This window comes from Brunnivagina elsteri CCALA 953 (assembly GCF_002289455.1).
In the GTDB taxonomy this organism is placed as follows: Bacteria; Cyanobacteriota; Cyanobacteriia; order Cyanobacteriales; family Nostocaceae; genus Brunnivagina; species Brunnivagina elsteri.
In genome coordinates this window covers 1-7,506 of record NZ_NTFS01000335.1, presented here as the reverse complement: position 1 = coordinate 7,506, position 7,506 = coordinate 1, and the positions used below count along the sequence as shown (strand labels likewise).

The window sequence follows — 7,506 nt, the reverse complement described above, 5'->3', positions numbered from 1 at the left end:
CCTAGAAAGGGCTAGGGTAGTTTTGTGTGTCGTATTCCGTCCCCACAAACTTCTCTCCGTTACAAAACATAATTGCGTAGCTTTAGCTTCTCGCTCTGCGAGTATTACGAATTGCGAATTGTTTTAATGGGTTGTTACGTCCTGATATCATGGCAGGATATGCTAGCCTGTTTTGAAGAATCAACCGTTGTTCGCTACTATTTCTCCTTTTAATCAAAATGTCCCAAGAATTTATTGTTGGTAGTAAAGTTCGCGTTGTGGCATTGCCTCCATACGTAAAAACCGCAGACTCAATGCCGATGCTTCGACCACCAGATATTATTAAAATTGGTGAGGAAGGTATCGTACTTGACCGTCGTCCTGGTGGGTACTGGGGTGTCCGTTTCTCACGGGGTGCATTTCTCATCGATAGTCAGTATATTGAATCTGTGGAAGCAAGCTCGGAATCTTAATTTCAATATTGGGAACAAAGAAGACGTTCCACGGAACGTCTCTACATTAATATGGGCGGGATTGTAAACTTATATAAAGAAGTGATTTTGGTTTGTATTAATGATTTCTCGCCGCAATTTTCTAACTGTATTATTAGTTTGTTGTTTAACTTTCTGCGGATGGCTGAATTTGACACCATCTGCTGATGCTTTAGGTGGAAAACTACCCGCAATTAACCAAGCTGCTCCCGAATTTTCCTTACCAACCAATACTAATGATGGTAAAGTTGCGCTTTCCGATTTGCGTTGGAAGTGGGTTGTACTTTACTTTTACCCCAAAGATTTTACATCTGGATGCACTATTGAAGCTCGTCGATTCCAAGAAGATTTACCGAAATACATCGATAAAAATACCCAAATTATTGGTGTGAGTGCGGATGATGTGGATTCACATGCTGAATTTTGCGATTCGGAAGGTTTGAAGTTCCCCTTACTTGCTGATACAACTGGTGCTGTAAGTAAAGCTTACGGTTCTTGGATGAGTTTTATATCATCGCGTCATACTTTTATTATCGATCCGCAAGGGAATTTACGGGAGACATTCGTAAAGGTTAATCCGAATATCCACAGTCAAGAAGTTTTGGCTAGATTGACTGAACTACAAGCAGCTTCTTAGTTGCTGGTTCTAATTTCCATGCTCTGTGTGGGAATGTCTTTTTTGAGGCTTTGTGAATCAGTTAATCAGTTTACACTGAAGGTAAGGCAATTCCAGGAAATAGAATATTTCACTTATTTATCAATCGTATCATTCATAAGTAAGGGTAGGGAGACCCTACCCCTACAATGTGGGAGAATTTATTTTTTGGTGTTTCTTGCAGTTAAACAATCAAATTTGCTTGCTATTATTTTTTTTGCAAATGCATACCAACTAACTGATTTATAGCTTCTTATTGGCAAATTTATGGACTTGGAACCAGAAAAAAATGCTCCATCTGAGGCAGAAAATATTGAGTTTGCTGAACCAATTCCTCCTAAACCGTTGGAAATTTTGCGAGATGCGGAAGCTTTAGTACGTCGTCCAACTGTAGCTGCAATTGTACCTCTTTTACCTGGGAAGATTCGCGATCGCTTGGAAAATGCTTCGGATGTCGCAGATAATACATTGAATGAGCTTGCTGAGATTGACATCGATGAAATTTCTGACTGGGAACTCCGTCCTGCAAGGATTAAGGTTGGTTTAAGTTTTGTCGGGTTTGGGGCGTTGATGATAATTCTGCTACTGCTGTACTCAAGTATTCTGCACCCTGAACAGAGTGCGTTGGCGCAAGTGGGAGAATACTGGTATCAATATGTTTGCTTTGTGTGTTTAGGTGTTGCCGGAATGTTTACTTTAGGAAGGGAGGCAATGCGTCCAGTACAAAGACGCAAACGTAGCAAAAAACGGAAAAATGTCTTGTTAGATGATGAAGATTCCTGGTAATTCTTTCTTTCTAATATTAAGTTATCTTCAATAAAGTACATTCCCAAACTAAACGTGGTTGTGCATAACAAAGTAGATTTTTACGGGTTTTTTCTAGTTGTTTGATAATATTTGGTTGGTGTTGTTGCTGCCAGTACAGTTGCTGTAGGTAATCAACTAGCCATAATTGCCCTTCTGTGTCTAATTCTTTATCGATTCTCCTGGCTAATTCCAAAGCTTGACGCTGGTTTGCGGGTGTTTTTTGCAATGCTTGTAGTAACTCATCTGGAATTGCTTGCATTTGGGTGTAGGATGCGATCGCATGTCCTGGACTTCCTGCTGCTAAGTTGATTACGGCTGGATGTTGTAATATTTCTCTATGTCCTGTTCTATTTAATACTTCTGCCATATTTGCTACATCTAGCCGATAGAAGGGTATTTTTTGACACCGCGATACGAGGGTGGGTAATATGGCATCAACTGAGGGTGCAATTAAGATTAATGTGGCTCTTCCTGGCTCTTCGAGGGTTTTTAGCAGTGCATTTGCTGCCCCTTCTGCCATTGTTTCGGCTTGTTCGATTATGACTACGCTTCTCGGTGCGAGCATTGCGGGACGGCTGAGAAATTCAGTAATTTCACGTATTTGATCGAGGCGAATTACTGGTGGTGCTTTGCGTTTCAACCCTTTTTCGGCAGCTTCTTGGGGGGTTAAACGCTGCCCTTGGTGTTGGTATGTTGGTTGTACCCAGAGTAAATCGGGGTGATTACCCTGCCGTAGACGTTTTTGTGCGGTGGTGTCGTGACTAAATAATACTTCGGTAAAGCAGCGTGCAGCTAATGCTCGTCCTATTCCATCTGTACCTGCAAATAAGTACGCTGGTGGAATTCGATTTTTGGTGACGGCTTGCATCAGTAATTCTACTGCTTGAGTTTGTCCAATTAGTGGTGTGAAGAAGGACATTTTTTAGGGGAAGGGTTTTAAATAATTTATTTAATAACAGCTGGATAATATTTTTGCAAATATCAATATCAATATAGACATCCCATCGGAATGTCTCTACGTTTTAATTCAATTGATGACTTTTTTTAATTTGTCTTGAATTTGCTGTTGTACTTCTTCTTTACTAACACTAGCATTTATCCTCACAATTTTTTCGGGGTAGGTTTTTGCAAGTTCGCTATATCCCTGTTGTACTCTTTGATGAAAGTCGATTTTTTCTTGTTCGATTCTATCAGCTATTTCTCCGCTACTGCGTTTGCGTTTGAGTCCAATTTCGACATCTAAATCAAACCAAAAGACTAAATCGCTGACTAATCCTGCGGTTGCAATGTTGTTGAGTTGGTTGATTAAATCCATCTCTAAACCGCGTCCATAACCTTGGTAAGCTATAGTTGAATAGATAAAGCGATCGCACAGTACAAATTTACCTTGTTTCAGATTTGGTTTGAGTTTTTGTTCGACATGTTGAGCGCGATCGGCAGCATATAATAATAATTCAGTACGACTAGAAATTGGGTTTTTTCCAGCTTCAAGTAATAGTCTTCTTAAGTCTATACCTAATTCGGTTCCACCAGGTTCTCGTGTGATAACAACTTGAATATCTAAGCTTTGTAACCATTCGTTGGTAAGTTGGATTTGGGTGGTTTTTCCACATCCTTCTACCCCTTCAAAAACAATTAATTTGCCTTGCATGGTGAATTCAGTTTTAATTTGGAAATCTAATTTGAAAAACTAATTTGGAAATTTAAGTTGAAACTCTTCATTAAAATCTGCCAATACAGGATAAATAATTGGATGGGTTTCATTAATACTCAACAACCTTTGTTTGTATTCTTCTAAATAAGCTTTGCGACGTTCATCATTAATTTGAGTAGCACCAAAAACAATAAATTGAGGCACAACACCAAAACCAACAAAGTGTAAAATACCATGATTTATTGGATAGAGAATGCTGTGAATATCTCCATTAATTCCGACTTCGTTATACATCGATATTTTTCCACCAGTAGTTAATGATAACATGGCTTTTTTCCCTTTGAAAATGCCATTGTCATACCATTTCCCACCACCATAAGTTTTCCCCGATGCGAATACCCTATCTACCCATCCTTTCAAAATTCCAGGAAGTCCAAACCACCACAAGGGAAATTGAAAAATTAATACATCGCACCAAAATAGTTTTTCCATTTCGGCTTTTATATCTGGGGAAAAGCTATCATTTTCTGTTGCGTATCTTTCTTCCTGTTGTTGTTTGAAGTAACTTTGCTCTTTTTGCGAAGTAAAATTACGTCTATCAGAAACAGGATCGAATTTCATCCCATATAAATCGGAAATTATGACTTCATTTCCTGCTGTTTCGAGAACTGTTTTGGCATAATTCGTTAATGCAGCGTTAAAGCTTTGTGGTTCTGGATGTGCGTGAACAATAAATACTTTCATTAAGGGAGATACTGATTTAAACAAACATCATATTATATAACAATTAGAGCCTAGGTTATTCTACCGCTAAAAATTTTCTTGTAATTGCCGCAAATCAACTAAATCTTTCTTTCTACCGATTAATTCTTTATCTTTAATGATTTCGTCTAGGGGTTGTACTCTTAGTTCTAACTTTTCAAAGATAATGAGATTGAATATTGATAAATCATGATTTAAAGGTACAGCTAAATCATTATGAAAAACAAATGCTTCTTCTGCTTGATTAATTTCTACATCAATATGCTCAATTTCTAATGTCATGATTCGTAAATCAAATTCATCATCGACAAGTCGCATTAGTGCGATCGCAATATATTCTTGAAACAAATCTTCAATTTTATTCATATCTTTTTGTGCTACTTCAATATCAATATCGTGTAATAACCATTGGGAACCATAAAGATTACCCGCTAAACCACCTGTGATACGATATGTAATGTTATTTTGATGAAAAATAGGAATAATTTGTTTTAATGCTTTGATATGATTATCTGAAATTACTGAATTCATTTGGTTTATATCTAAATTATGTCTAAAATTATAAACTAAAATTTGAATAATTGCTGTATGGGTTCGTATTCTCGACTTCTCAAGTAAATCGGGGATATTTACTAAATATTGAGTTAATTAACCGCAGATAAACGCGGATAAATTCATGATTTTTATGATATATGTGTAAGTTGTAGTAAATTTAAAATTCACTTACAAATTATGCCGATACGTCACAGTTTATTAAAGTCGGATATTCAGCTTTCTTACCTAGAATGGAATCAAGCAAAGGAACCTGTATTATTACTACATGGGATGGCTGATAATGCCACAGTTTGGTTAAGTTTAGGTGAATATATTGCACCAAATTATCATGTTGTTGCTCCCGATATGCGTGGTCATGGTGATAGTAGCAAACCAGAAAATGACTACAGATTTACTGATGTAATAGAAGATATGGAAGCGTTAATGGATCAGCTAAAATGGTCATCAGCTCATATTGTCGCACATTCTTGGTCGGGAAAATTAGCTACTATTTGGGCAAAGCAAAATCCTCAACGTTTACGAAGTATAATTTTAGTCGATCCAATTTTTATTTGGAAAATACCGAGTATCTTTAAATTGACGTTTCCATTGTTATATCGGATATTACCATTTCTCCAAGGAATGGGACCATTTTCTAGTTACGAAATTGCCGAAGCAAAAGCCAAACAAATGAGTCAATACAAGGATTGGACGCAATTACAACAACAAGCTTTTCAAGCAGGAATAGAACAAAAATCAGATGGAACTTGGGGTAGCAAATTTACTTATTCTGCACGCGATCGCATTTTTGAGGAAGTCATGCGTGTTCCTGGTTTGACAGCACCAATTGAAATACCTTCGCTATTTATCCAGCCAGAAAAAGGTGTAAATCGTCAAGAATGGCAGTTGAAACCTTACAAAACATATCTCAAGAATTTGCAAGTGCAGCAAGTACCTGGAAATCACTGGGCTTTTTTAACTAAACCAGATGAATTTAATCAAACCGTTCAAGCATTTTTAAATAAGTAGTCAGCAATCAGGAATCAGGATACTGCTACCAAATCAAAATACAATCTTCGTCTTATTTGCTAATACCAATCCAAAATAAATCCAAAGTAGGTTGGGTTAGACGCACGAATAAACTTGATGTTTGACGATGAGATTAATTTGCGTCGTAACCCAACATTAATCTGCACAATCAAGAAGCATATTTTATTAAATTCAAATTACTTAATACTTTTTATGCTTATTAATATATATTTTTTTCAGATTAGGTAAAATTCGCTGTTTCACTAAATACTCAACTTGATAAATATAAAGTGAGATAGCAAACCAAATAAAAAACCAAGGCTTATCCTGAAAACTATTATTTTCTACCTGACGTAATATTGAACCAAAAACATTACCAAGAAACCTGCCCGAACATCTTCCAATCATATCTTCCGATTTGTAAGATAACTGACATGAAACCAATGATAAACCTAAAAATATTATAAATATGAGAGAAAATGATATACCTATGACAACAGTGGCATAAAATCCTTCCCACAAACTTTTTCTTGATGGCAACCAAGAGGGAAATTTTCTCTTCTTATTTTCCTTTTGCCATATAAACCATATGAAGTGATATAAAAAAGATAAAATCACTATTGGCAAAATAAAACCAGAAAACAGAAAAAATATTAATAATTCAAGATTATTTGTTATCAAAGATATAGTGCTTCCACCAAATCCTATCAATATCAAACGTGTTCCTGGCAATGCCACTGGAATTAATAATATTGTTCTTACCCACGAAATAGGATAAGGAAACCAAAAATACCAACTAAATTGATCGAAGTTTTTCCTGATGCGAGTAAATATATTATCTGAAGTCATTTTTAAATTGATCGGAATATCATTATTTATATATATAATTCCCACTTCGGATGGAAAAATAACTTTTGAATCAATTTATAAATGGGTTATGGTTATTTGGAGTTTTGTCGTTTGGAGAGAAACCCGGTTTCTTGAGGATTGTTTACAATAGTTCACATGCTCTTACATCAACCCCAACATGAAAATCTCATCCCAAATACCGCAACAAGTCTGGATACAAACGATCGCACGTGGATTATATCAACTTGGTTCAGGAGTACTACTTTTTTATATACCGATTGTGTTTGTCAACTACGGTAACTTATCAGCTACAGAGGTTGGATTTGCGGTTGGTGGTGGTGCGATCTCAGGATTTGCTGGTAACATTCTTGGGGGAATACTCGCAGACTCTCCCAAATTTGGACGCAAACGCAGTTTAATTTTATCGTCTGCCTTCTCAATTATCTCTTCATTAATTGCCGTATTTACTGAGAATTTTCTCTTATTGTTGCTAGTGAATGTGGTATTTGGAGTGAGTACGGGTTTATACTGGACTGCTGCCGATGCATCTGTAATGGATGTAACCACACCCGAACAGCGACAAAGCGCCTTTTCCCTCTTGGGAGTGGCGGATAACTTGGGACTCGCTGCGGGAACTTTGGGTGGTGGAATGTTACTAAAGTTACTTCATCCGGCGGAATTTATCTTTGCAGGTAGCGCGATCGCATTCTTAATTTTACTGCTTTTTTTCCCTTTGGGAATGCGGG

Annotated in this window: 10 protein-coding genes; 5 read left to right on the top strand and 5 right to left on the bottom strand. The window is 36.8% G+C overall.

From position 1 onward, the window contains the following. Positions 1-218: 218 nt before the first annotated feature. From sipA to CK510_RS22930, 3 genes are all read left to right on the top strand, one after another. The gene (gene sipA, locus CK510_RS22940) at positions 219-452 is read left to right on the top strand and encodes a regulatory protein SipA (RefSeq protein WP_095723893.1); all 234 of its coding nucleotides are present in this window, start codon (positions 219-221) and stop codon (positions 450-452) included. A gap of 100 nt (positions 453-552) precedes the next feature. After that, on the top strand, positions 553-1,107 hold the full coding sequence (locus CK510_RS22935; RefSeq protein ID WP_095723892.1) for a peroxiredoxin: 555 nt from the start codon (positions 553-555) through the stop codon (positions 1,105-1,107). A 285-nt stretch (positions 1,108-1,392) separates the two neighbouring features. After that, the gene (locus tag CK510_RS22930; RefSeq protein WP_095723891.1) at positions 1,393-1,911 is read left to right on the top strand and encodes a hypothetical protein; all 519 of its coding nucleotides are present in this window, start codon (positions 1,393-1,395) and stop codon (positions 1,909-1,911) included. Between the two features lie 16 nt (positions 1,912-1,927). Here CK510_RS22930 and CK510_RS22925 read toward each other — a convergent pair whose 3' ends face one another. The 4 genes from CK510_RS22925 to CK510_RS22910 form a co-directional block, all read right to left on the bottom strand. Then, a complete protein-coding gene (locus CK510_RS22925; RefSeq protein ID WP_095723890.1) occupies positions 1,928-2,851 on the bottom strand; it encodes a DNA polymerase III subunit delta' in 924 nt (307 codons plus the stop codon). 108 nt (positions 2,852-2,959) lie between these two features. Beyond that, positions 2,960-3,583: a dTMP kinase gene (gene tmk / locus CK510_RS22920; protein WP_095723889.1), complete on the bottom strand. Its 624-nt coding sequence runs from the start codon at positions 3,581-3,583 to the stop codon at positions 2,960-2,962. A gap of 39 nt (positions 3,584-3,622) precedes the next feature. Continuing rightward, on the bottom strand, positions 3,623-4,330 hold the full coding sequence (locus tag CK510_RS22915; RefSeq protein WP_095723888.1) for an NAD(P)H-dependent oxidoreductase: 708 nt from the start codon (positions 4,328-4,330) through the stop codon (positions 3,623-3,625). A 66-nt stretch (positions 4,331-4,396) separates the two neighbouring features. Beyond that, positions 4,397-4,879, bottom strand: coding sequence for a nucleotidyltransferase domain-containing protein (locus CK510_RS22910; protein ID WP_095723887.1), 483 nt, complete (start codon positions 4,877-4,879; stop codon positions 4,397-4,399). A gap of 201 nt (positions 4,880-5,080) precedes the next feature. Between CK510_RS22910 and CK510_RS22905 the strand changes: the two genes are divergently transcribed. Further along, on the top strand, positions 5,081-5,911 hold the full coding sequence (locus tag CK510_RS22905) for an alpha/beta fold hydrolase (protein ID WP_095723886.1): 831 nt from the start codon (positions 5,081-5,083) through the stop codon (positions 5,909-5,911). Positions 5,912-6,112: 201 nt separating this feature from the next. Here CK510_RS22905 and CK510_RS22900 read toward each other — a convergent pair whose 3' ends face one another. After that, complete coding sequence (locus CK510_RS22900; RefSeq protein WP_143289391.1) at positions 6,113-6,760, bottom strand: hypothetical protein; 648 nt, start codon at positions 6,758-6,760, stop codon at positions 6,113-6,115. Between the two features lie 178 nt (positions 6,761-6,938). On the opposite strand from CK510_RS22900, the gene CK510_RS22895 reads away from it, so the two are divergent. Beyond that, positions 6,939-7,506: MFS transporter (locus CK510_RS22895; RefSeq protein ID WP_143289390.1), on the top strand; the 568-nt coding region annotated here is incomplete at its 3' end.